The 22,468-nt window shown below is 38.4% G+C and carries 22 protein-coding genes; 14 read left to right on the forward strand and 8 right to left on the reverse strand.

Going from position 1 to position 22,468, the window contains the following annotated elements; genetic code table 11:
• Window positions 1-19 precede the first annotated feature (19 nt).
• From lon to ACOQO5_RS17200, 5 genes are all read left to right on the forward strand, one after another.
• Window positions 20-2,491, forward strand: coding sequence for an endopeptidase La (gene lon / locus ACOQO5_RS17180; protein WP_420582919.1), 2,472 nt, complete (start codon window positions 20-22; stop codon window positions 2,489-2,491).
• Between the two features lie 31 nt (window positions 2,492-2,522).
• Window positions 2,523-3,533: a type IX secretion system protein PorQ gene (porQ, locus tag ACOQO5_RS17185; RefSeq protein ID WP_420582920.1), complete on the forward strand. Its 1,011-nt coding sequence runs from the start codon at window positions 2,523-2,525 to the stop codon at window positions 3,531-3,533.
• 1 nt (window position 3,534) lies between these two features.
• On the forward strand, window positions 3,535-4,929 hold the full coding sequence (hslU, locus tag ACOQO5_RS17190; protein ID WP_420582921.1) for an ATP-dependent protease ATPase subunit HslU: 1,395 nt from the start codon (window positions 3,535-3,537) through the stop codon (window positions 4,927-4,929).
• 12 nt (window positions 4,930-4,941) lie between these two features.
• Window positions 4,942-5,829 (forward strand): bestrophin family protein, encoded by an 888-nt coding sequence (locus tag ACOQO5_RS17195; protein WP_420582922.1) that lies wholly within the window; start codon window positions 4,942-4,944, stop codon window positions 5,827-5,829.
• A gap of 120 nt (window positions 5,830-5,949) precedes the next feature.
• On the forward strand, window positions 5,950-8,892 hold the full coding sequence (locus tag ACOQO5_RS17200) for a ligand-binding sensor domain-containing protein (protein ID WP_420582923.1): 2,943 nt from the start codon (window positions 5,950-5,952) through the stop codon (window positions 8,890-8,892).
• Here ACOQO5_RS17200 and ACOQO5_RS17205 read toward each other — a convergent pair.
• Window positions 8,850-9,359, reverse strand: a complete 510-nt coding sequence (locus ACOQO5_RS17205; protein ID WP_420582924.1) for a DUF4494 domain-containing protein — start codon at window positions 9,357-9,359, stop codon at window positions 8,850-8,852. The genes ACOQO5_RS17200 and ACOQO5_RS17205 overlap by 43 nt on opposite strands.
• A gap of 147 nt (window positions 9,360-9,506) precedes the next feature.
• Here ACOQO5_RS17205 and ACOQO5_RS17210 point away from each other — a divergent pair, with 147 nt between their 5' ends.
• The 6 genes from ACOQO5_RS17210 to ACOQO5_RS17235 all read left to right on the forward strand — a co-directional run bounded on the left by ACOQO5_RS17210 (window position 9,507) and on the right by ACOQO5_RS17235 (window position 13,333).
• On the forward strand, window positions 9,507-9,866 hold the full coding sequence (locus tag ACOQO5_RS17210) for a hypothetical protein (protein WP_420582925.1): 360 nt from the start codon (window positions 9,507-9,509) through the stop codon (window positions 9,864-9,866).
• Between the two features lie 15 nt (window positions 9,867-9,881).
• Window positions 9,882-10,268, forward strand: coding sequence for a hypothetical protein (locus ACOQO5_RS17215; protein ID WP_420582926.1), 387 nt, complete (start codon window positions 9,882-9,884; stop codon window positions 10,266-10,268).
• 7 nt (window positions 10,269-10,275) lie between these two features.
• Entirely contained in the window at window positions 10,276-10,776 is a 501-nt protein-coding gene (locus ACOQO5_RS17220; RefSeq protein ID WP_420582927.1) for a CPBP family intramembrane glutamic endopeptidase, read from the forward strand.
• A 106-nt stretch (window positions 10,777-10,882) separates the two neighbouring features.
• A complete protein-coding gene (locus ACOQO5_RS17225) occupies window positions 10,883-12,172 on the forward strand; it encodes a hypothetical protein (protein ID WP_420582928.1) in 1,290 nt (429 codons plus the stop codon).
• A gap of 71 nt (window positions 12,173-12,243) precedes the next feature.
• Window positions 12,244-12,852, forward strand: coding sequence for a short chain dehydrogenase (locus tag ACOQO5_RS17230; RefSeq protein WP_420582929.1), 609 nt, complete (start codon window positions 12,244-12,246; stop codon window positions 12,850-12,852).
• Window positions 12,853-12,922: 70 nt separating this feature from the next.
• Complete coding sequence (locus ACOQO5_RS17235) at window positions 12,923-13,333, forward strand: hypothetical protein (protein WP_420582930.1); 411 nt, start codon at window positions 12,923-12,925, stop codon at window positions 13,331-13,333.
• Here ACOQO5_RS17235 and rsmG read toward each other — a convergent pair whose 3' ends face one another.
• From rsmG to ACOQO5_RS17250, 3 genes are read right to left on the reverse strand one after another with little or no spacing between them, the layout of a single operon-like run.
• Window positions 13,334-13,966 (reverse strand): 16S rRNA (guanine(527)-N(7))-methyltransferase RsmG, encoded by a 633-nt coding sequence (rsmG, locus tag ACOQO5_RS17240; protein WP_420582931.1) that lies wholly within the window; start codon window positions 13,964-13,966, stop codon window positions 13,334-13,336. It abuts the gene before it with no gap.
• Window positions 13,967-14,002: 36 nt separating this feature from the next.
• Window positions 14,003-14,614: an RNA polymerase sigma factor gene (locus ACOQO5_RS17245; protein WP_318170530.1), complete on the reverse strand. Its 612-nt coding sequence runs from the start codon at window positions 14,612-14,614 to the stop codon at window positions 14,003-14,005.
• Window positions 14,602-15,696, reverse strand: coding sequence for a glycosyltransferase (locus tag ACOQO5_RS17250; protein WP_420582932.1), 1,095 nt, complete (start codon window positions 15,694-15,696; stop codon window positions 14,602-14,604). Before ACOQO5_RS17250 ends, ACOQO5_RS17245 begins: the two co-directional genes overlap by 13 nt.
• Window positions 15,697-15,781: 85 nt before the next feature.
• On the opposite strand from ACOQO5_RS17250, the gene tgt reads away from it, so the two are divergent.
• Genes tgt through ACOQO5_RS17265 form a run of 3 tightly spaced genes read left to right on the forward strand, consistent with a single transcriptional unit; the run spans window position 15,782 to window position 18,931 of the window.
• A complete protein-coding gene (gene tgt, locus ACOQO5_RS17255) occupies window positions 15,782-16,912 on the forward strand; it encodes a tRNA guanosine(34) transglycosylase Tgt (RefSeq protein ID WP_420582933.1) in 1,131 nt (376 codons plus the stop codon).
• A gap of 9 nt (window positions 16,913-16,921) precedes the next feature.
• Window positions 16,922-17,998: an LptF/LptG family permease gene (locus tag ACOQO5_RS17260; protein WP_420582934.1), complete on the forward strand. Its 1,077-nt coding sequence runs from the start codon at window positions 16,922-16,924 to the stop codon at window positions 17,996-17,998.
• 6 nt (window positions 17,999-18,004) lie between these two features.
• Window positions 18,005-18,931: a DMT family transporter gene (locus tag ACOQO5_RS17265; RefSeq protein WP_420582935.1), complete on the forward strand. Its 927-nt coding sequence runs from the start codon at window positions 18,005-18,007 to the stop codon at window positions 18,929-18,931.
• 170 nt (window positions 18,932-19,101) lie between these two features.
• Here the strand turns inward: ACOQO5_RS17265 and ACOQO5_RS17270 are convergent, their stop codons facing one another.
• The 4 genes from ACOQO5_RS17270 to ACOQO5_RS17285 are packed head-to-tail and all read right to left on the reverse strand — an operon-like array spanning window position 19,102 to window position 22,405.
• Window positions 19,102-21,000, reverse strand: coding sequence for a CocE/NonD family hydrolase (locus tag ACOQO5_RS17270; protein WP_420582936.1), 1,899 nt, complete (start codon window positions 20,998-21,000; stop codon window positions 19,102-19,104).
• A 6-nt stretch (window positions 21,001-21,006) separates the two neighbouring features.
• Window positions 21,007-21,381 (reverse strand): fluoride efflux transporter CrcB, encoded by a 375-nt coding sequence (crcB, locus tag ACOQO5_RS17275; RefSeq protein WP_420582937.1) that lies wholly within the window; start codon window positions 21,379-21,381, stop codon window positions 21,007-21,009.
• Window positions 21,378-21,815, reverse strand: coding sequence for a hypothetical protein (locus ACOQO5_RS17280; RefSeq protein WP_420582938.1), 438 nt, complete (start codon window positions 21,813-21,815; stop codon window positions 21,378-21,380). The genes crcB and ACOQO5_RS17280 overlap by 4 nt, the downstream gene beginning before the upstream one ends.
• Window positions 21,812-22,405, reverse strand: a complete 594-nt coding sequence (locus tag ACOQO5_RS17285) for an ACP phosphodiesterase (protein ID WP_420582939.1) — start codon at window positions 22,403-22,405, stop codon at window positions 21,812-21,814. The genes ACOQO5_RS17280 and ACOQO5_RS17285 overlap by 4 nt, the downstream gene beginning before the upstream one ends.
• Between the last annotated feature and the right edge of the window lie 63 nt (window positions 22,406-22,468).

The following is a 22,468-nucleotide window of genomic DNA, read 5'->3' on the forward strand; positions in this document are numbered from 1 at the left end:
GCTTTGGAGCGAATAGTTTATGGAGTTGAATAATTTTTATAATTCTTATCTTTTTTCAGAACTGGCAAGTGAGGATGCAGAGGAGTTAATTCCGCTGGATTTGACAGGAGAAGATGATGAATTGGACCCGGCTGACCTTCCTGAAGAACTGCCGATTTTACCTTTAAAAAATGCCGTTTTGTTTCCTGGCGTAGTCATTCCTATTACTGTAGGGAGGTCTAAGTCTATTAGACTCGTCAAAAAGGCGTACAGAACAAACAAAATCATAGGAGTGGCGGCTCAGATGAATTCGAGCGCAGAAGATCCTGGTGAGAAAGAGATATACAAAGTAGGTACGGTTGCCAAAATATTGAAGATGTTGGTATTACCTGATGGTAATACCACGATCATCATACAAGGCAAAAGTCGAATGGAGATTAAACAGGTGGTGCAAGAAAACCCATACTTGACTGCCAAAGTAGATTTGTTAACAGAAAATTTTGTCGAAGACGAAAACAAGGAGACTGTTGCAATCATCTATTCGTTGAAAGACGCAGCGAAAAAAATATTGAAGCTCAATCCTGAGATTCCAAAAGAAGCACAAGCTGCATTGGAGAACATCAACAGTTTCAAATTCCTTACGCACTTCTTATGCTCCAACATAAATACTGAAGTAAAGGACAAGCAGAAATTGCTTGAAATCAATGATGGAAACAAAAGAGCTGAGGCGCTTTTGAAATACATGTTGAAAGATATCCAGGTATTAGAGCTCAAACACGAGATTCACGATAAGGTGAATACTGACATCGACCAGCAACAGAGGGATTATTATTTGCGACAGCAGATGAAAGTGTTGCAAGATGAACTGGGACAAGGTGGAGCAGAGCAAGAACTGGATGAATTGAGGTCAAAAGGTTTGAAGAAAAACTGGCCGGAAGAAGTAGCTATGCACTTCGATAAGGAATTGGGGAAAATCGAGCGCATGAATCCTATGGCTGCTGAGTACCCAGTAGCAATGAATTATGCTGAGCTATTGGTGGAGCTTCCCTGGAATGATATTTCTGAAGACAATTTCGACCTTAAGCGAGCTAAAAAAATATTGGATCAGGATCACTTTGGACTTGAAAAGGTAAAAGATAGGATCATCGAGTACCTTGCGGTGCGAAAATTGAAGAACGACCTGAAAGGGCCTATACTTTGTTTATTTGGTCCTCCTGGCGTAGGAAAAACTTCTTTAGGAAAATCTATTGCCAAAGCATTGAATCGCGAATATGTAAGAATGTCATTAGGTGGTGTGCATGATGAAGCAGAGATTCGAGGTCACAGAAAAACTTACATTGGCGCTATGCCGGGCAAGGTGATTCAAAATATCAATAAGGCTAAATATTCGAATCCGGTATTTGTTTTAGACGAAATTGATAAAGTGTCTTCTGATTTTAGGGGAGATCCATCATCAGCCTTACTGGAAGTTTTAGATCCTGAGCAGAATGAAACTTTCAAGGATAATTTTCTTGAAGTGGAATATGATTTGTCTAAAGTGCTCTTCATAGCTACGGCTAACTCATTGGATACTATTCAGCCAGCTCTTCGTGATAGAATGGAGATTATCGAAATCACAGGTTATACGCTTGAAGAGAAAATTCAGATCGCAAAGAAACATTTACTGCCAAAGCAGTTGAAGGAGCACGGATTAAAGTCAAGTCAGCTATCCATGGATAAAAAGGCCTTTTCCAAATTGGTCGATGACTATACACGAGAATCAGGGGTAAGAAACTTAGAGCGAAAAGTTGGAGCAGTTGTAAGAGATGCTGCGAAGAGTATCGCTATGGAAGAAGAATATCAGAAAAAGGTGACTCCTGATGAAATTCGAAGAATTCTTGGTGCAGAGGTGTTTGACAAAGAACTCTATCAAGACAACAAACACGCCGGTGTGGTTACTGGTTTGGCTTGGACATCTGTCGGTGGAGAGATCTTATTTATCGAATCTAGTTTGAGCAGAGGAAAGGGTAAACTAACACTTTCTGGTCAGTTAGGTGATGTAATGAAAGAATCTGCTATGACCGCACTTTCTTATTTGAAATCCAATGCGGAGAAGTTGAATTTGGATTATCGAGTATTTGATAATTATGACTTGCACATACACGTGCCAGCTGGAGCTGTACCAAAAGATGGTCCATCTGCAGGTATCACCATGCTTACTTCTTTGGCATCTGTATTTACACAAAGAAAAGTAAAGCAGAAGCTAGCGATGACCGGTGAAATCACGCTTCGTGGAAAAGTGCTCCCAGTCGGAGGAATTAAAGAAAAGATTTTGGCGGCTAAACGAGCGGGCATTAAGGAGATCATTCTTTGTCAAAAGAACAAGAAGGACATAGATGAAATAGATGAGCGGTATGTAAAGGACTTGAAGTTTTATTTCGCAGAAACTGTAGAAGAAGTTTTGGAAGTAGCTTTGCTGGCTCAGAAAGTTCCAAATGCCATGGAACTTGTAACTACAGAACAAAAAGCGTAGTTAGAACACACCTCTCTTTAAAGATATGAATATGAAAAAACTTGCTTTTGTCTTTTTATTATGGATACAAGCAGGTTTTTTGTTTGCCCAAGTAGATCGTTCATTTCAATATTTAGACCTTCCAATTGGCGCGAGAGTCGCCGGGTTGGGAGGGGTGATTAGTTCGTCTACTGACGATGACGTGAATTTATTTTTATCCAATCCCGTGCTACTAGATTCTGCCAATGACAATCATATTTCTTGGAGTTATTTAGGATTTTATGCTGATGTAAAATACAACACATTGGCCTACGCTAAGACCTTTGACAAAGCAGGCACTTTTGGTATAGGGATACAGCATTTGGGGTATGGCTCCATCGATAGTTATGACCCTTCAGGCAACTCAGTAGGTAGTTTTGATGCCAGTGAGACCGCGGTGATTGTTTCGCATAGTCATCAATTGGGTGTATTCAAATTGGGAGCAAATTTGAAGTACGTTTACTCAGGAATTTATACTTACAATAGCTCAGCATTAGCCTTTGATATCGGAGGTGCATTCATTCATCCTGAGAAGGAATTCATGGTTTCAGTGCTATTTAAGAACCTTGGGTTTGTGGTGTCTGAGTATTCTGACACGTCGAATTCTTCTTTGCCCACTGATTTACAAATAGGAGTAACATTCAAACCCGAGCACATGCCGTTTAGGTTCTCATTTACAGGTCATAATCTGCTTAACCCAAATGAAAATTACACTGATGAAAATTCATCAAACGGTAGTAAGCCAGGAATCGCGGATCGCATATTTCGGCATGTCAACATTGGTACAGAAGTCTTACTCAGTAGAAATGTAAATGTGCGTTTGGGCTACAACCATCTCGTGAGAAAGGAATTGAGTTTGTCAGAAAAATCAGGGTTGTCAGGTATGTCTATGGGGTTGATGGCGAGAATAAAAGCCTTTGAATTTTCATATACGTATACTACTTATCATGTAGATAGTGGGCGTAGTTATTTCACCCTGACCAGTAATTTGAATAGAGTATTTAAGAAAAAGTCAATTATATAAAATGTTAAATAAAGACCAATATCTTACCCCGAAGCAAATTGTATCCGAGTTGGACAAATACATCATCGGGCAAAAGGACGCCAAGCGAAATGTGGCCATTGCACTCAGAAATCGTTGGAGAAGGATGAATGTGAAAACCGAAATTCAAGGTGAAATTGTTCCGAACAATATTTTGATGATTGGAGCAACTGGAGTAGGGAAAACTGAAATTGCGCGTCGGTTAGCAAAAGTCGCTGACGCACCATTCGTGAAAGTGGAAGCATCGAAATTTACAGAAGTTGGATACGTAGGTCGTGATGTTGAAAGCATGGTGCGTGATTTGGTAGAGCAGTCTGTCAGCTTGGTCAAGCATACCCAAAAAGAGAAAGTAAAGGAAAAAGCTGAAGAGATTGTAGAGAACATTATTCTGGATGCATTGATTCCTCCAGTGAAGAAGGCACCATCTACATTGACTACAAATTCAGAAAGTACGGAGACTATTCCGGTGGACGATGCCGAACTCAACGAAAAAACACGTGAGAGATTCCGCGAGAAAATTAGAAATGGAGAATTGGATGATCGCAAGATTGACATCAGTGTGAGTCAAAACTCTACAGGTGGTGTGGGTATGATAGGAGGAGGAGGAATGGATGAAACTTCTATGATGAATATCCAGGAGATGATTGGGCAAATGATGCCTAAAAAGTCTAAGAAAAGAAAAGTGACCATAGCCGATGCTCGAAAATTGCTTTTGGAAGAAGAGTCTTCTCGTCTGATTGACATGGATGAGGTGAAAGAAGAAGCAATTGAGAAGGCTGAAAATACTGGAATCATATTTATCGATGAAGTAGATAAAATTGCAGTGGGAGCTTCTAAAAAAGGCGGCCCAGATGTTAGTCGCGAAGGTGTACAAAGAGACCTGCTACCTATCGTGGAGGGTAGTGCTGTGAACACTAAATATGGTGTAATCAACACGGATCATATTTTATTTATCGCAGCCGGAGCATTTCATTTTGCAAAACCTTCAGATCTGATTCCAGAACTTCAAGGGCGCTTTCCTATCAGAGTAGAGCTAGAAAATCTCACAAAAGGAGATTTTGTCAGAATTTTGAATGAACCTAAAAATGCCTTAACCAAACAGTATACGGCATTAATTGGCTCTGAAGACGTGGATATTACGTTCAATGCTGAAGCAGTAGAAGAAATTGCTTCTATTGCTTTCAATATCAATGCCGAAATTGAAAACATAGGCGCTAGAAGGCTGCACACAGTGATGAGCAGATTGCTCAACGATATCTTATTTGACATCCCAGATAAAATTGGCCCAAACGCAAAAATTGTAATCGATAAAGCGAAGGTTCAAGAGAAGCTGGATGGAATGGTAGAAAATAAGGATTTGAGTCAATTTATTTTGTAAGTTGCGATCGTTATGCTACTTACTACCAAGATTCCAATAGGTTATATTTTTAAGAACACGAAGAAAGATATGTTCTTTGTTTTCTGTGTGGCGGTGCTTACTGTTTTAATCTATCGTTATTATGATATAGCCAACATTCCCCCCAATATTACTGGTTTGGTGGGTACCTCTATATCTTTGGTTATCGCCTTCAAATTAAGTCAGTCTTATGAACGTTGGTGGGAAGCTCGAAAGATTTGGGGGGCTATTGTCAATGATTCTAGAACATTAGTGCTACAGCTTCGCAGCTTTACTAAAAGTCAGGAATCAGAAGTTGTAAATAGAATGGCCGAACGCCAAATTGCTTGGTGTTATTCATTGGGTCAATCTCTTAGAAATTTGTCGCCTGTAGAAGGAGTAGATGATTTTTTGTTGCCTGACGAGCTAGAAAAAGTAAAAAAGCACAAGAATGTTCCTCTAGGTTTGTTGGATTATCACTCTCTGGATTTAAGCACCTTGCATGGGTCGAAAAGCATCAATGATTATCAGCAGATGCAGTTGGATAAAACCATAGTGAGGTTGTGTGAATCAATGGGAAAAGCAGAACGAATTAAAAACACCGTTTTCCCGACAACATATCGACTTTTTCTACACTGGTTTATTTACATCTTTGTTATTTTATTATCCATTACGTTGGCTGAAACTGATGGGTATGGAGATATTCCTCTCCTTATGCTCATCACAGCTCCGTTTTTTCTGTTAGAAAAAACAGCTTACTTCCTTCAGGACCCATTTGAAAACAGACCAACAGATATTTCTGTAACCCTGATTGCTAATTCTATTCACACAAATATTAGGCAATTGATGGATAGTACCGACCTTCCTGTAGCCATTGAGAAAGGTGATTTTTACGTCATGTAGAATTCTGATGTAGTAAGTATTTCTGTCTTAGAGTCTTCTTAACTTTTATGGAATGAGGTAATTCTAGATCTTAAATCATTGAATCAAGATTGACTATATTTATAGTCTAACCCTTTTTTTATGATTGCAAATTATTTCAGACATCTGTTTGTACTCGGAAGCCTATTCATTTTTGACTATGGGTTTGCGCAGTTGGCTGGAGTAAATCAGAGATTTAATCTCAATCAATTTTCAACCAAGGATGGTCTTTCTCAAAGCAATGTTTATCAAATAATTGATGATATCGATGGGTTCATTTGGATCCTTACAGATGATGGACTTAATCGGTTTGATGGGTATAATTTCAGTGTATACAAATACGACACAGACGATAGTACTTCGATATCTGACAACAAGATGAACTGTATTGTTGAGGATTCAAATCAAACTCTGTGGATAGGAACCAGGCAAGGCGGTTTTTGTAGATATAATAAAGATAGTGATGATTTTAAATGTTTTATGAATGATGACCTGGATAGTGCTTCTCTTAGTCATAATTCAGTTATAAGCATTGTTGAGTCGAGTGATGGCAAATTATGGATTGCGACTAATTGGGGGTTGAATATTTTTGACCCAATCAAAGAATCGAACAGAAGAATCATAGCCGACTCTTCAATAGTCAGTGGTTTGCTAGACAATCGTGTATATTCTATTTTGGAAACCTCTAATCAAGAAATGTGGGTAGGATCAGACACAGGGATTTCTGTTTTCGATTTGTCTGGCACGCTCCTCAGGACATTTAAAGGCGGAGAATCTCAGGGATTGGTTGAAGGGCAGGTGAGGAATATGATCGCCGATAAAAACGGCACAGTTTGGATAAGTGTGGAGAGTAAAGGTTTATTAAGCTTTGAACCTGAAAGTGAAGAATTTACATTTTATGGTGTAAAACCAAACGCAAAAGGCTCCTTAGGTCGGGCATATATCAGGAGTTTGTTTATAGATGGTCAAGACAATCTTTGGATTGGGATGGATGGATTTGGATTCCAATTTTTGGATAGAGAAACCGGTTTGTTCCATACTATTTTGGATAATTCAAATTTGGATACAGATGTAATAGAGAAGTCATATGAAATTCATGAAGATAAGAATGGTAATATATGGATAGGTTCTTATGGCTATGGAATTTTTGTTCTCAATGTGAATAGTAAGAATTTTGCTCATTATAGTAAGAATAAATATGATCCTTTAGGACTAAGCCATAGCTCTATTCTATCAGCGGCCGAAAACAATCAAGGAAATGTTTGGTTAGGTACTGATGGTGGCGGACTCAATCTATTTAATCCCAGGACTAATAGTTTTGAATTTCTATCTAAAAAAGAGAGATATATTGGGGGTTCGGTTGTTAAATCCGTGGTGGTTGATGCCAATAACGTGCTCTGGGTTGGTGCTTTTAATGATGGTCTGACAAGAGTTGAAAAAGACTTTAAAAATGTAAAATGTTTTCATTCCGAAAATTCTGGATTGGAGAGCAGTAATATTTGGTCACTACTCAATGACCGAAAAGGAAATTTATGGATTGGGACTTTGGGAGGTGGACTTCATCTTTGGAATGAAGAAACCGAGAGCATTCAAAAAATTTATACCGTGTATGACGATGACGAGTCCATCACAGCGGTTAATGTTGTTAGCTTATTGGAAGATGATCAAGGAAATATTTGGTTAGGAACTGGAGGTCATGGAGTTCTGCGATATAACCCTGAAACCCGAGAGTCTAAACGGTTTTATTCAGATTTAGAAGATCCTTATAAATTTAGTCATAGGGAGGTTCGTTCTATGTGTCAAAGTGAAGATGGCAATATTTGGATAGGTACCACATTAGGGTTGAATAGGTATGATCCAAAAACTGAAAAAATTGAAAAATTCTTTCAATCGGACGGATTAGCCAGCAATGTAATAAAAGGAATAGTTGAAGATAAGGGAGTACTTTGGATAAGCTCCAATAATGGCTTATTTAGCCTTGATCCACAAACTAAAAAAATAGTAAAGTATAATGGTTCTGATGGATTGCAAGGAAAAGAGTTTAATTATAACCTAGGCTTAAAAATCTCAAGTGGAGAAATTCTCATGGGTGGTGTAAATGGGTTAAATACCTTTCTCCCAAGTGAAGTTCGAAGCAATACTACAGAACCAAAAGTTCTATTCACCAATTTTCTACTATTCAATAAACTAGTTGAGATAGATGCTGATGGGTTATTGAAAAAGGAAATTAATCAGGTTGAAAGACTCGAATTCGACTATCAACAATATATTTTCACTCTTGAATTTGCAGCGGATGAGCATAATTTTCCAAAGCAAAACCGTTATCAATATAAATTGGAAGGATTCGACCCCGGCTGGAATGATGTAGGAGATGTACGAGCTGCTACATATACAAACTTGCCTTCAGGTGAATATAAATTTCAAGTAAGAGCGACTAACAATGCTGGCTTGTGGAGTAGTAACATTAGAACACTGGATATTATAATTCACCCTCCCTGGTGGCAAACTAAAACCTTGTATGCAATTTTTGCGGCATTTATATTTTTGGTGATATTGGCGATCATTAGACTGCGCACCTCTTATTTAATTACTCAAAAAGTGAAACTCAAAAGACTGGTTAGAAAACGCACCAAGGAACTAGAAGAGAAAAACGAGCGGATATCTATGCAAGCAGAAGAGCTCAATGCCTTCAATGATTCTTTGAACGAGTTGAATGAAAATCTGGAAAAAACAGTAGTAGAACGTACGAACGAGCTAGTTGAGAAAAATAAAAAACTCTCAGATTATGCTTTTTTGAATGCGCACAACTTGAGAGCTCCTGTGGCCAATATCAAGGGATTAATCCAATTGATGAATCTAGATCTAACGCCAAAAGAAAAAGAAGATTATATTGAAAAAATCAAAGAGCAGGTAGAAGATGTAGATGCTGTTCTTTTTGATATCAATCAGCGACTAAAAAAAGATACCTTGATAGACAATGATGATATTGAGGAAATTTTGAATCAATCGATTAATTCCTCTTCCTCTTCTGATTCCTCCTCCTGAATCTCTGAAACTGGAGTAAGGTTGTCAGGGATTTCTTCCTCATCCATTGCTGGGAATACCTCTACAAGGTTAGTTTTTGCAATGCTAGAAATCTCAAACGGCACAAGCATGTTGTCCAGACTTTTTTCAACCTTTTCATAGGCATCTTTCACACTTTCAGCACTGGTTAAGATATAAGTCGTAATTTTCACTTCCTTTTCTGAGTCTCCGTCTACAGTAGAATACTGGACTTTACATTTATACCAATAATCAGCATCCTCAAAGTTGATTACCTCGCTGATATTGGTCTTAGAAATGGTCATGATTTGAAACTCGCCACTTACTGTACGTTCCATCGCACCATATATTCTGGACTCAGCATCAGTATACGAAACAGCATCTACCAAATGCAATTCTGAAGTTTGCTTTAATATACCTTCTTCGTTTTCTTTTGAATATTTTGCCTTACACTGATACCAGATTTTCATGTTTTATAATTTTTTGAAGTTGAAAATAAAGGCGGCAAAAATAGGACTAATCGTCATTGGTTTCCAACCCAAACAGCGAATGATATTGCGTAGAAAAATGAATTTTTCTATTTTAGAAAATCTTAATTAATTGAAGCACTATTACACATGCCAGGATTGCAAAAAATCAATTTTCAAGGAAAGGAAATCATCTATCTAGACTACCGAGGTCAATCAGAACAACAAATGATTGGTTATCTCAAAGAAGCTGAACAAACTATTCTTGATGAAAACAAACCATATCTGACTTTAACAAATATTTCTGATGCATTTGCCACCAAGAAATTTCTGCAACAAGCTGGAAGATTAGGAGAGAAAACTGAGCATTTGACAGTTAAAGGAGCTATTGTTGGATTGAATGGAGGAAAAAAGGTTTTACTCAAAGTGTTCAACAGGTTATTTGCAGGAAAGAAAGGACTTCAGCCATTTGATACAGAAAAGGAAGCACTTGAGTATCTTGTCCGCTAAATCATACGAATAAATATGAAATTTTTAGAGCAAGGGCTTGATGGCAATAATCAAGCATGGAAGTTTATCATTGTGATTGTATTAGGCTTTGTCCTTGGGCAGTTTTTAGGGGCTATTCCTTTTCTTTTCTATGCGGGTCAATCAGGTGTCCAAACCCTGAATTTTGTTGAGATGGGCCTTGATCCCAATTTTGGACTGGTACTGATGATTCTGCCTTTTGCGATTTCCTTCCTGCTTTGTTTGCTACTCGTTAAGTGGTTGCATAAGAGAAAATTTCATCAAGTAATTAATGGAGGGAGCGATATCAGGTGGAATCGGATCTGGTATGCAGTAGCTGTGTGGTCAATATTGATGATCGTTTATCTGATATTCGAGTATTTGATCGATCCGGGAAATTTTTAAATTTCAATTGAACTGGACTTCATTTTTGCCGTTGGTACTAATAGCCGTTTTGCTCATTCCTATACAGACCACTTTTGAAGAGTATATCCTTAGGGGGTATTTTGCGCAGGGCGTGGCTGGACTTACTAAAAATAGGTGGCTAGCTGTGCTAGTTCCGGGGTTGGTTTTTGCCCTATTACATGCTTTCAATCCTGAAGTAGAAGCGCATGGATTTTGGACTGTAATGCCGCAGTACATCACTTTTGGACTTTTATTTGGACTTATTTCAGTGTTGGATGATGGTATTGAATTGGCCATAGGTGCACATGCTGTTAATAACGTTTTTCTGGCTCTTTTTCTCACGAACAAAGATTCGGTTCTGCAAACACCTGCTGTTTTCGAGCAACTGGAAGTATATCCTATGCGTGACACTATAACACTCGTGGTATTGAGTGTTGTTTTCTTTATCGTCTTGATGAAAAAGTATAATTGGGATATTTCATTACTTTCAAACAAAGTGAAGGCTTAATCAATACTTTCCGTTGATTGTACCATACTTACCATTCCCAAAATAAACTTGCATTTCTAATTTGATATGGGCTTATTGTAGATTCGTTCATTAACCGTATCAAACTATGAGAAAATTATCTATTTGCCTTATTACAGTAGTTGCGCTTTTGGCAGCTTGCCAGCCTACCGTAAGGAAAAAGAACCTGAACGATCTAGCCACAGATTATGTGAGGCTTGGATTGGAGATTGGAAAATATGACCCTGTGTTTGTAGATGCCTACTATGGGCCGGATTCTTTAGCCTACACTGGAGAGGTCACGGATTCATTTCCAAAGGAAAGATTTAGAGAAAAAGTTGCTTCATTAAAAGCAGAGTTGGAAACACTAGCTAATGCGCCAGCGGCTACCAAAGAGGAAGCCATGAGAGCCAATTGGATTTCATCTCAGCTGACCGCATTTGATCGACGAATCAGAATTTTTGCAGAGGATTATGGCACTTTTGATGAAGAAGCTGAGGAGTTGTTTGGTGTGAAAATCCCGACCTATGACTCTACTCACTTTATCAAATTAATAGAAAAATTGGATCGTATTTTACCGGGAACCGGAGACATTACTGAGCGGGTTAAAATATTGACGGGTAAATTCATAATTCCTGAGGATCGTTTGGATACTGTTTTTCAGGTGGCTATCCACGAAGCAAGGAGAATAACTTCAGAGAAATTTGACATGCCCAAGGAGGAAACATTTACACTCGAATATGTTCAAGATAAAGTTTGGGGAGGATATAACTGGTATCAGGGCAATTACAACAGTTTGATTCAAATCAATACGGACAATCCTCTAGGCATAGATCGTGCGATTGACTTGGCTTGTCATGAAGGCTATCCTGGCCATCACGTCTACAACATGATGTTGGAAAAAAACTTGTACAATGAAAAAGGATGGGTGGAAATATCTTTGTACCCATTGTTTAGCCCTCAATCTTTGATTGCTGAGGGTAGTGCCAATTATGGTATCGAAATGGCGTTTCCAGAAGAGGAATATGACAAATTTGCCACTGAGGTTTTGATGCCATTGGCAGGGTTAGATACCGCAGGGGCATCTGTTTACTTCGAGTATATTGATCTTAGAGAAAAATTGAATTATGCAAGGAATGAAGCGGCAAGAGGGATAATCAATGGAACGATGTCAGAGTCCGAAATTGATCATTGGCTGGAGGATTTTGCTTTGACCACAACATCACGCCCATTCATAAAACAGAACCGTACTTACATTGTAAATTATAACTATGGCAAGGATATGGTGAAAGCGTATATTGAATCTCAATCAGAAACTTTAGAAGATCGATGGAAGCCACTAGGTGTATTGTTGAGCAGTCCGGTAACTCCCAAAGAAATGTTGCCTGAAATGGAATAATTAATGATAATTCATAAATTACGAGTTTGGCGTCTGTGGGCGCCTGACTTTATTTATTAATTTGTAATAGTATGAAGATAATTATTGTAGGAGGTCACGGATCTATTGGACGTAGAGTAGTAGACGTTTTAGCCAAAAAACATGACATCATTACCGCTAGCCGATCCAAAGGAAACGTAAATGTAGATTTAGTTGATATCGAATCTATACGTGAGTTATATGAAACTGTTGGTGATTTCGATGCAGTAATCAGCATTGCTGGAGAGGCTAAATGGGCGCCAATGAAAGAAATGAAAGAGGGTGATTATTATGTAGGGATTCGGAGCAAATTAATGGGGCAAGTCAATTTGGTACGTGTAGGTATGGAATACATCAAGCCCAATGGTTCCTTTACCCTTACTACGGGTATTTTAGCCGATCATCCTGTGGACTTGACTACAAGTGCGGCTATGGTAAACGGTGGGATACACAGTTTTGTCCGAGCAGCTGCTTTGGAAATGACTGATGGTGTACGAATTAATGCGGTCTCTTCTGGCTTAGTAGAAGACGCTATCGAGAAGTATCAAGATCATTTTCCAGGCCATAATGCGATACCCATGCGAAAGGTTGTGAATGGCTACATCAAAAGCCTGGAAGGCAAAAACACAGGTGAGATCATTAGAATGTACGACAACAGCTAACTGTACTTGAAATATTTTGGTACGGTGTTTGAATAGCTTGTTTATAAATTATTTCACTGAAAGCAGAACCATGAAAACTTCATTCTATAAATTCTTACTTACTCTTTTATTTTTCACATTAGGAACATTACAGTTAAAAGCTGACGCACCTAAAAGAAATTCTATCATTTTTTTTGAAATAGATGATTGGGTGGAAGTATTTGTAGATGGGAAACAAGTTTTTAAGCAAGCCGCTGCAGGGGGGGATTTGGATGAAGAAATTGAATTCGATTTAAATCCATTTATCAAAGGAAAAATCGACCCAATAGTTGAAATAAAATTGATTAATGCTCTTTGTCACACTTGTGAGTCTGGAAATGGATGGCGAGTAGAATTTGAAGTTTATCAAGACGATGAATCTGTAGACTACATCATCGAAGAAGGTGATAGTATGGGTGGTAATGTAGTATTTACTGTTGAATATGAATGGGGTTATATTTAGTCATTGACGAGGGATATAGACTACTTTCTTAGTTTCGAAGAAGCCTTCACTAAAATATGCTGGCAATTCATAAAGCTTGAATCTCAGTTTAGATTCTTGTAGTTCTTCTGTTAGATCCCCACCTTTCAAATACAAAATGCCATTTTGGAGTTCGTGATTGGACTCCTTTTTTATTTTGCCTTTAGTCCAACTATAAAATCCTTTCATGCGGGTAACCGCTCTACTGACGATGAAATCAAATTGATCGTCTATATCTTCCGCCCTCGAGTGAATACCCGTGACATTAGTGAGTCCCAGGCTTTTAGCGACTCCGTTTACAACCTTAATTTTCTTGCCAATACTATCTACGAGTAAAAAATCTGATCCAGGGAAAAGAATGGCCAATGGAATACCAGGAAACCCTCCTCCAGTACCTATGTCAAGGATTTTACTTCCTGATTTGAAGGATTGAATTTTTGCAATTCCCAAAGAATGTAGCACATGACGAATGTATAATTCTTCAATATCCTTTCTGGAAACAACATTGATTTTTGCGTTCCACTCCATATAGAGTGGCATGAGTTGTTCAAACTGCTCTGTTTGTCGATCAGTTAAATCAGGAAAATATTTAAAGATTACTTCTACGTCAGACATGAGGCAAAACTACTCAGATACTAACTTGAAAACAGATCAGATATGTCTCTTTTTGTCTTTAACCAAATCGTACATCAGTTCTCGTGCTCTATGAAGCTGAGCTTTCACAGTACCTAGAGGTGCATCCAGAGTTTTGGCAATTTCATCGTAGGACAATTCATCGAAGTATCTTAATCTCACCAAACGTTGGTATTTCGGTGGAAGCTTTGAAACAAACATCTGAACCAATTCTTTTTTCTGTGTATTGATGGCTTCGTCTTGAGGATTTCTGTTTTTGTCCTCTACATCAATCGTCACAGCTTCACCTCCATCATCAGTAAATGATGTGTTTAGACTAAAAGTGTTGAGCTTTTTCTTTCTGATAAAGTCAATCGTATTGTTTGTAGCAATTCTGAAAAGCCATGTACTGAAAGTATAATCCTTTTTGAACTTATGAAGATTCTTAAATGCCTTGGCAAATGCTTCTATGGTTAGATCCTCTGCGTCATCAGTATTTCGGATCATTTTAAGAATCATGTGGTAGACTGGTCTTTTGTAGCGCTCCATAAGCTCAGCAAAAGCTTGCTCGTCACCTTCATTTACCGCATGATCTATGAGTTTAAAATCCTTAAGCGCCTTATCTGAAAATTGTTTTTTTATTTCTTCCATCTAACCTTCTTAGTGAATAACGCAATTGTGCCGAAAATAGATGCATATCCTGCGTACAAAATGTCCATCACGGGTACAAGCCAAATGTTCATACGGTAGCCGAATTTTTTGGATGTCAAATTCACCAAAATGGTTATAAATAACAGTCTGAAAATCAACAATCCAGCAGGGATGAAATAGTTATTGGTTTGTACGGCTAAAATAATCAAAGCCAACCAAAAAACTAGATTAGATAAATTTTGTAGGCCTAAGAGAATTTTGTCTTTCAGACGATAATATTTGCCCACAGACCAGTGTCTGGTTTTTTGTCTCAAATATTCACTCCAGGATGTTTTCGGAATGGAATAGGTGAGTGAATCTTTACCTAGTGCGAAGCGTGTATTTTTTTTATTAGCCAATTCATTGACGAGTAGATCATCATCTCCTCCTGTGATATGTTGAATCTTGCTAAAGCCTTTGTTGCTAAGGAATGTTGACTTGCGGTAGGCTAAATTTCTACCAACACCCATATAAGGGTTGCCGGCTAGAGCGAAACCCATATAGTTCATAGCAGTCCATTGCGTTTCGAATTGAATAAAATGGCCAAGCAAACCACTTGTTCTTTCATAAGGAGATAGCCCCAAAACAAATGCTGTTTCTTTTGTAAACACACCTGTCATCTCTTTGATCCATTGCGAAGAAGAGGGCCTGCAATCTGCGTCTGTCATTAATAAAATATCATGAGTAGCGGCTTTAATGCCCATAGTAAGGGCAAACTTCTTGGCATTGATGTGATCATGTACTTGATCTACTCTGGCAAACTTGAGCTGATCGGATTTGTGTTCTAATAAGTAGTCGTAAGTGCCATCATCGGATCTGTCGTCTACTATTATGACCTCAAAATCATTGTGTTCTTGGTTGAGTAATTCAGGAATGAGTACCTTCAGATTCTCCAGCTCGTTGTGCGCACAGACAATCACAGAAACAGGTTGTTCTCTTTTGGCTTTGGGTTTGTAAGCCAAAGTTTTAATCAAAATAACCAACCAATAAATTGTCAAAATTGTTAACGAACCTGCCGCCAGCACCAATTCTATTTTCAACATTCAAAATTCTTTTTAAAATGGGAGGCAAAGATATGCCTCTAAGGGAAAAGATTATTTTATAAATCAACCTATTTTTGCCCGCAACATGAAATTCGAATTACTTCAAAAAGATCCTAAGTCGAAAGCGAGAGCCGGCAAAATCACTACCGACCATGGTGAGATTGAAACGCCGATTTTTATGCCAGTAGGTACTGCAGGTACAGTTAAAGCTTTGCATCAGCGAGAACTGAAAGAAGATGTGAAGGCTGAAATTATTTTAGGCAATACTTACCATTTGTACTTGCGCCCTGGACTGGATGTGATAGAATCAGCTGGTGGCTTGCATCAATTCAATGGGTGGGATCGACCTATGCTAACAGATAGCGGAGGATATCAGGTTTATTCACTCAAAGATCGAAGGAAAATTACTGAAGAAGGAGTCAAATTTCAGTCACATATTGACGGGTCTCGGCACCACTTCACACCCGAAAATGTAATGGATATTCAACGTACCATAGGTGCGGATATTATTATGGCATTTGATGAATGCACACCGTACCCATGCGACAAGAAGTACGCCAAAAATTCAATGGAGATGACGCATCGATGGTTAAAGAGGTGTTGTGATCGATTTGATGAAACTGAACCAAAATATGGTTATGATCAGACCTTATTTCCCATTGTCCAAGGAAGTACCTATCATGACCTTAGGACTGAATCTGCTGAGAAGATAGCCTCTTTTGGTAGAGAGGGAAATGCAATCGGTGGCCTCTCTGTGGGTGAACCGGCAGAAATGATGTATGAATCTACGGATTTGGTTTGCAGTATTTTACCAGAAGACAAACCAAGGTATTTGATGGGAGTAGGCACACCTAGTAATTTGATTGAATGTATCGCCCTAGGTGTGGATATGTTTGATTGTGTTTTGCCTACGAGAAACGCGCGACATGGTGTGTTATATACTTCCGAAGGTATCATCAATATTAAAAATGAAAAGTGGGAAAAAGACTTTTCCCCAATTGATCAAAATCTGGCTGGACATGTGGATATGAATTACTCCAAAGCTTATTTGAGACATCTCATACGAACAGGTGAGATGCTAGGTGCTCAAATTGCAAGTATTCATAACCTTTCTTTCTTTTTGTGGCTAATGAAAGAGGCTAGGGCACACATTTTGCAAGGAGATTTCTCCTCTTGGAAAAACACTATATTACCCAAGCTTTCGACAAGACTATAAAATTGAAAATTGAAACTGCTCGATAAGTACATACTATCCAAATTTTTGAAAACCTACGTTTTTGTTGTGGGGCTTTTGGTGGTAGTCATCATGGTGATAGATTTCACTGAAAAGAATGAAAAGTACATCAAAAATGATGTGCCAGCTGAAGCCATCATGCAGTACTACCTGGCTTTTGCTCCATGGATCGCCAATTTAATATCTCCGATTACTGTATTCATCACAACTGTATTGGTTACATCAGGGATGGCAGTGAAAACGGAGATTGTTGCCATCTTATCAGGAGGGGTAAGTTTTAGAAGGATGTTAGTTCCATATCTTATGGGTGCTTGTTTGATTGCTTCAGTAAGTTTCTATGCCAATGGTTGGCTTATTCCCAATTCTGAAAAGTATAGGATTGCTTTTGAAATAGAGTATCTAAAAAAGCCATTTTATTTCAATGAGAGGGATATTCATCTCAAAGTGGCGGAGAATGATTACATCTATATCCAACGATACAACAATCGAACAGAATCTGCATATAGGGTCACTATGGAAAGGATCGTTGACAACAGACTTGAGGCCAAGCTTTTTGCTAAGAAAATGACATGGAATGATTCGCTGCAATCTTGGAGGTTTAGAAACTGGGAGCAAAGGAAACTGAAAGGCTTTGGAGAGGAAATAACAAAAGGTGCGAATCTAGATTCAGCATTTAATTTATCTCCGTCAGATTTTGACACAAAATACCAGCTCAATGCAACGATGAACATGGATGAGCTGGAGGAGTACATTGCTTTGCTAAAATCAAGAGGTTCTAGTGAAGTAGGTCTTTATGAGATAGAAAAATACATAAGGTATATGCTTCCATTTACAGCGATCATCCTAACACTGATGGGGGTATCTGTATCTGCAGAAAAATCTACAAGAGGTGGCGCAGGGTTCAAGATTGCACTAGGTTTCGTGATCGCTTTTGTGTTTATCCTACTCTTTGTGCTTGTAAAAGCTATTGCAGAGGCAGGATCTATGCATCCGATTTTGGCCATTTGGATACCTAATATGGTGGGCTTAGTTGCAGCACTTATTATGTATCGATTCGTTCCTAAATAAACCCTTATGTCGGCCAATAAGACTCCATCCATGTTGAGTGCGTATCTTCAGTTACACTTTATCGTGTTCATTTGGGGATTTACTGCGATTCTAGGCAAATTGATCCAGATACCGCCTGTTGAGGTGGTTTTTTATAGAACCTTGATGGCCAGTGTAGGGTTGTTCATTCTTTTGAAATGGAGAAAATTGCCCATTCATGTGCCAAGAAAGGAGCTTTGGGTCATTTTGGGCACTGGCCTTCTCATTGCTGTGCATTGGATTCTTTTCTTTCTGGCTGCACGAATATCTAACGTTTCGGTTTGTCTGGCAGGAATGGCCACCGCATCACTTTGGACCAGTTTTATTGATCCAATCGTCAACAAAAGAAAAGTTAAATTTTATGAACCAATAGTTGCTATTGTTTCTGTTGTCGGAATTGTGGTTGTATTTCAATCTACAATTGACGCTGCTATGGGCTTCATAGTAGCAATTATATCTGCTTTTTTGGCTGCTATTTTTACTGTGATCAATGGAAAACTAGTGGCAAAACAGAATCACTTTACCATTACTTATTACGAAATGATAGGTGCTTGCGCAACGATAGTACTATTCTTTCCTGCATATGGCTATTGGTTTACAGAGGATGGTTTGTCGATGGCGCTTACGTCTAGCGATTTCATCTATCTCTTAATATTGAGTTTAGTTTGTACAGTTTATGCTTATTCGATTGCCGTGAAATTGATGCAGCGATTGACTGCATTTACTATTAATCTGACTATTAACCTGGAACCTGTTTATGGAATAACAGTAGCTGTTTTTTTATTTGGTGGTGATGAAAAAATGGATAATAATTTCTACTGGGGCACTTCCATTATTGTGCTTTCTGTTATTATGTATCCTTTGCTAAGGAAGTATTTTGAAGGCAAGAATATCAAAAGGGATATTGTCAAATAGACTCGAATTGCACTAATTCCTTAGAGTATTTTTCATTTATCGAAGAAAACAACCAATTCGTCGAAGAAAAAGTTTGATTCCTCCCATTTTTTTGATACTTTAGAATCACAAAATTCCAAAAATCAGACTGACCTAATTCAGTTTATGAAACCATCCCACCCAGGATGGTTTTATTTTTGCTCAAGATTTTCTAAAATCCCCACTTCAATATAGGAAGGTGCCAATCCGGATCTGCCAACGAAATGTTTGGCTTTTACAAAATCTTCTGGCTGCGCTTCAAAAATATTTTCGACATAGGTCTGTGGATTGATGTCCACCATCGGGAACCAAGAGCTCTGAACTTGAACCATGATTTGATGCCCTTTTTTAAAGGTATGCAAGACGTCTTGCAAGGGTAACTTTATAACTGCTTCCTTTTTAGGTTCAAATGCTTCCGGGCGTTCATAACTGTTTCTGAACCTACCTCTAATTACTTCACTTCTGACCATTTGGTGATATCTTTTCATAGAGAGTTCGGGTTGATGCGGGTAGGGTGGGTGACTGCTTGGATATACATCAATTAGCTTCACTACCCAGTCTGCGGCAGTTTGGTCCGTTTTGACTACTAAGTTGGCTAAAACGGGTCCTGCAATAGTCAGTTCTTCTTCGAGTGGTGATGAAAGATAATAGAGTACATCAGGTCTATCGTTTACAAAACTCTGGTCTGCCGTCATATATGGTTTGGGCATTCCAATGTCGTCATTGGATATGAAAGGAACCGGATTGGACGGGTCGCTTTCAAAAATATCCACTCCGAATTTATTGTCGGCCGGAGGACTTTGAGATAATCTCTTTTTCTCTTTGAAATAGAATTTTACATTTTTCAAATTCTTTGGAGGCCATTGATCAAAAGTTTTCCATTCGTTTGTGCCAGTTTGAAACATATAAGCCTCTGGTATTTTATTTTCCCCTCTTCCTTTCAGGTGATAGGCGAAGAATGGTTCTATGATGTTGTCGTTGTAAAAATTGGATGTTTTAGCTCCAAAATGAACGTCACCTAATACGTCTCCATCAGTTCTTCGCCAGCCACCATGACTCCAGGGGCCCATCACCAATGTGTTGATGATGTCAGGGTTGTTTTTTTCTATCGTTTCGTAAATCTTTAATGGACCATATAAATCTTCCGCATCAAACCAGCCTCCAACAGTTAGTACAGCGCACTTTATATTATTAAGATGTGGAAGGATATTTCTGTCTTGCCAATAATCATCGTAATTCGGATGAGCGACCAAATCATTCCAGAAAGCGATACTGTCTCCCAAATATTTCTCTTTTGCTAATGAAACTGGAGTTATCGCTTTGAAGAAGGCATAGCCATCATCGGTTCCATGCTGAAATTTTGGATTTTTTATTTTGGTAGGCCCTTTACGTGGCTTACCAAATCTAGAGAAGAAATTGAATGCATGTGGATAAAAGAAAGCGCCGTGATGATGGAAGTCATCGAAAAACCAGTCTGCGATGGGTGCTTGAGGGGAGACCGCTACTAAAGCAGGATGAGAGTTGATCATTCCTGCAGCTGTATAAAAGCCTGGATAAGAAATGCCCCATTGACCTACTTTTCCATTGTGGTTGTTTACATGGGTCAATAGCCATTCTATGGTGTCAAACGTATCCAGACTTTCATTTGTATTTCTTTTATGGGGAGTCATATTGACGAATTTTCCCTCAGACATTTGCTTACCCCGAACGTCCTGATAAACAAATATGTATTTGTCTCGAGTCATACGCATATTGGGCCCCAAGTCAATTTTGTAGTTGTTCTCACCATACGGTTGAATCGCATAAGGTGTGCGATACATAATGATCGGATATTGTTGCGAAGAATCCTTTGGTGTGTAAATGGCGGTAAAGAGCTTGGTACCGTCCCGCATGGGAATGTAAACTTCCTTTTTCGTGTAATTATTATATACAAAAGCTGAATCCTCTGCAGCTGTAAATGGGACATAAGGTTCGCGCTCAGAACTACAACCAGAGAGTAGGAGAAGTCCAATAATTGAAGCGAGTAAATAGCTGGTTACAGATTTTATCATAATTTTTTAAGCTAAATAAAGTTTCCCAAGATACCAGCCTAACGCTGCAGCTGATAATCCCAGAATAAGACTGAGCCCCATGTATAAGAGAGCAGAACCTATATTATTGGTAACCAATAGGTCAATATTCTCAACACTAAAGGTAGAAAAAGTAGTAAATCCACCACAAAAGCCAGAAGTCAATAATACGTAGTAAGGTCTGTCCATTTTACCAAAATAGTGAAACAGAAACCCCAATATAAATGAGCCAATGATATTGACAAGTAGCGTGCCTGAGGGAGCGATGCCTGGTGTTATTTTTAAAAACCACTGGGAAATTAAAAACCTAAGCATACTACCCAACATGCCGCCAAGTCCAACAAAAAGTGCTAATCTGATCATTTCTCTAGTTTCTTGAATTTCTTTTTCAGGTAATTGAGAGTTTTATCGTACTCCGTATTTTCTTGTTTACTGAGGATTAGCTGTTTGCCTGAAGCTAGTTTTATGGTTAGCTCTTCATACATTCCCCCATAGGTTTTGATAGAGGTATGGAACCAATGATCAATTTCTTTTCCATTAAAAGAGATTTTTTTAAACTTAAATGGAAATCGTGCTTCGAATTTTTCTTTGGAAATTTTTATGGTCTTCAATGAAAAAAGAATTTTCATAAGTACAAGAAGTCCGATAGGGCCTGAAGTATAAATCAATATATACCACCAAAGTTTGTCTGAAGTCGACTGAACTTGAACGACCCCATAAAAGAATATACCAAACGCAATGAATATGAAAATGCCAACAGAAAACAGCGTGCCTATTTTTGGTTTCGAAACGATCATTTACTTTTTATTTGATCGGTAAAATTATGGATATGGTCTAATATTTCTTTAAAAAATGCCTGAAATTCCTGTTCAAACCTATCGTAATCATCCGTGAGGTTTTTGACAGCTTTCTCCATGCCTGATTTAAAGGAAGTTCTTTTAGCCATTCCACTAAGCGCGAACTGAATACCTTCTAAAAACTGATAGTTGTACAACCAATCTCCAGATTCCATATAGTTGAGCAAATAGCTACATCTTTCAGGCAGTAGTGATTGGTTGTCATTCAGAAGTTTATAATGTCTTTGACAGAATACTTTCAAATCCTCTTTGGAATAATCCGACCAGTTTTTAGATAAGAAGTGATCATAATAGACATCCATGATCACACCGGCGTAGTGACGATATTCTACTGCCAGCCTCCTTTTCCCATCCAAAAATATGGGATGATTGTCAGCGTAGTTATCGATCTCGCGGTGAATCAAAATGCCTTTTTGTACTCCCAAAGGATAATCCAGGTATTTTTTTCCTTTCACAAAGTCTGCAATGAAATTGCCAATAGTAATCGATTCGTCACCAAATGATAAGTATAAATGGGATAGATAGTTCATTCCAAGATAATATAGGGCTTTTCCGCTGATTTCTTATATTTGTTAAAATCAAAACCAGCTGGT

Origin of the sequence: Reichenbachiella sp. (genome assembly GCF_965223055.1) — a bacterium.
Lineage (GTDB): Bacteria > Bacteroidota > Bacteroidia > Cytophagales > Cyclobacteriaceae > Reichenbachiella.

Bases quoted from the DNA above. Each gene is read 5' to 3' on its own strand.
- lon (WP_420582919.1), top strand. From the start codon at position 20: ATGGAGTTGAATAATTTTTATAATTCTTATCTTTTTTCAGAACTGGCA.
- porQ (WP_420582920.1), top strand. From the start codon at position 2,523: ATGAAAAAACTTGCTTTTGTCTTTTTATTATGGATACAAGCAGGTTTT.
- hslU (WP_420582921.1), top strand. From the start codon at position 3,535: ATGTTAAATAAAGACCAATATCTTACCCCGAAGCAAATTGTATCCGAG.
- ACOQO5_RS17195 (WP_420582922.1), top strand. From the start codon at position 4,942: ATGCTACTTACTACCAAGATTCCAATAGGTTATATTTTTAAGAACACG.
- ACOQO5_RS17200 (WP_420582923.1), top strand. From the start codon at position 5,950: ATGATTGCAAATTATTTCAGACATCTGTTTGTACTCGGAAGCCTATTC.
- ACOQO5_RS17205 (WP_420582924.1), bottom strand. From the start codon at position 9,359: ATGAAAATCTGGTATCAGTGTAAGGCAAAATATTCAAAAGAAAACGAA.
- ACOQO5_RS17210 (WP_420582925.1), top strand. From the start codon at position 9,507: ATGCCAGGATTGCAAAAAATCAATTTTCAAGGAAAGGAAATCATCTAT.
- ACOQO5_RS17215 (WP_420582926.1), top strand. From the start codon at position 9,882: ATGAAATTTTTAGAGCAAGGGCTTGATGGCAATAATCAAGCATGGAAG.
- ACOQO5_RS17225 (WP_420582928.1), top strand. From the start codon at position 10,883: ATGAGAAAATTATCTATTTGCCTTATTACAGTAGTTGCGCTTTTGGCA.
- ACOQO5_RS17230 (WP_420582929.1), top strand. From the start codon at position 12,244: ATGAAGATAATTATTGTAGGAGGTCACGGATCTATTGGACGTAGAGTA.
- ACOQO5_RS17235 (WP_420582930.1), top strand. From the start codon at position 12,923: ATGAAAACTTCATTCTATAAATTCTTACTTACTCTTTTATTTTTCACA.
- rsmG (WP_420582931.1), bottom strand. From the start codon at position 13,966: ATGTCTGACGTAGAAGTAATCTTTAAATATTTTCCTGATTTAACTGAT.
- ACOQO5_RS17245 (WP_318170530.1), bottom strand. From the start codon at position 14,614: ATGGAAGAAATAAAAAAACAATTTTCAGATAAGGCGCTTAAGGATTTT.
- ACOQO5_RS17250 (WP_420582932.1), bottom strand. From the start codon at position 15,696: ATGTTGAAAATAGAATTGGTGCTGGCGGCAGGTTCGTTAACAATTTTG.
- tgt (WP_420582933.1), top strand. From the start codon at position 15,782: ATGAAATTCGAATTACTTCAAAAAGATCCTAAGTCGAAAGCGAGAGCC.
- ACOQO5_RS17265 (WP_420582935.1), top strand. From the start codon at position 18,005: ATGTCGGCCAATAAGACTCCATCCATGTTGAGTGCGTATCTTCAGTTA.
- ACOQO5_RS17270 (WP_420582936.1), bottom strand. From the start codon at position 21,000: ATGATAAAATCTGTAACCAGCTATTTACTCGCTTCAATTATTGGACTT.
- crcB (WP_420582937.1), bottom strand. From the start codon at position 21,381: ATGATCAGATTAGCACTTTTTGTTGGACTTGGCGGCATGTTGGGTAGT.
- ACOQO5_RS17280 (WP_420582938.1), bottom strand. From the start codon at position 21,815: ATGATCGTTTCGAAACCAAAAATAGGCACGCTGTTTTCTGTTGGCATT.
- ACOQO5_RS17285 (WP_420582939.1), bottom strand. From the start codon at position 22,405: ATGAACTATCTATCCCATTTATACTTATCATTTGGTGACGAATCGATT.